Source organism: Ulvibacterium marinum (genome assembly GCF_003626755.1).
Lineage (GTDB): Bacteria > Bacteroidota > Bacteroidia > Flavobacteriales > Flavobacteriaceae > Ulvibacterium > Ulvibacterium marinum.
In genome coordinates this window covers 1-1,081 of the sequence record NZ_RBCJ01000014.1, presented here as the reverse complement: position 1 = coordinate 1,081, position 1,081 = coordinate 1, and the positions used below count along the sequence as shown (strand labels likewise).

2 protein-coding genes are annotated in these 1,081 nt (G+C 40.6%); both read left to right on the top strand.

What is annotated here, in order from left to right; translation table 11 throughout:
• On the top strand, nt 1-256 hold a 256-nt coding region (locus D7Z94_RS25745; RefSeq protein WP_158594735.1), incomplete at its 5' end, for a hypothetical protein.
• Nucleotides 257-416: 160 nt separating this feature from the next.
• A complete protein-coding gene (locus D7Z94_RS25505) occupies nt 417-620 on the top strand; it encodes a hypothetical protein (RefSeq protein WP_120714495.1) in 204 nt (67 codons plus the stop codon).
• Nucleotides 621-1,081: the final 461 nt, after the last annotated feature.

Here is a 1,081-nt window from a genome sequence, read left to right as displayed (position 1 = left end):
GACCATATTCAAGGACATTCCGACCCTTTTGAAGGGCTTGAAGCTTCCACCTCCCAGAAATCCCTATTTTCAGATTCATCGATTTGAGGACGCACTGGACAGTCAACTCAACGAAACGGCCATATTCAGGAGCAATACCTATGTAATGACAATGATTACCGAAGATGAAGCGCACTATAAAATCGGATTACGGAATTACGAAATGACAAAAGGGTCGCTCTATTTTCCTGGACCAAAGCACTTGAGATATTACTAAAGGGAAGAAAAGTGGAAATGTTTTGTCTGTATCTTCGCAGATGAATTTAATACTAAAAACAAGCTATCCAACAATTATTCCGACTATACTTTCTATCATTTGGATGCCTCACAGAAACTTCAGCTTGAGGACAATTTAATGAACCATTTCGCGGGGGTTTTTGGAAAAGCTTCTCCATTGTTTTGAAAAAAATAAGATTGACCCATGCTGGCACTATCTTCAGATTATACTTCTAGAAGCGGAAGCCCTGCACCATATCAAACACAAGAGCAAAGAAGAAAGACCAGAAACCATGACCGTAATCAAATTCAACCAACTTTTGGAGAATCATTTTTATGATATCGTAACCAATAAAGCTGAATAAATCAGGTCCGATTCACTTTATTCGGGAAATACAAAGGAGCAAAGACAAATATGGGTCATTTTTCCAATGGAATGACAAATAGAAAGACCAGGCCGGCAATCAGAAATGATTTACCAAGGAACGGGCCCATAAGTTTGAGTTGGGTTCGTTGGAAACAGCAAACCATAGGATAGCAAATCAAATGTTGGTATCCGGTATAGTGGACACCTGTCAACTGTAAATGGGTATGACCTAATTAAAAAATGGGAGTATCTGGAATTCCATGCCTGCAGACGTGCACGATTTCAGAATGGAAGTGTACTTTCATACGGAGTTACCCGAAGGCCAATTGGCCTGTCATTTCACGGGACTACCCAAGGAGACATGTCATATCTGGATATGGAACTAACAGGCGATTGTCTCACCTCCTTCGTCGATTCACTCTGGTCCGGGTACTTCCAACTATATATTTGTTTGAGGCA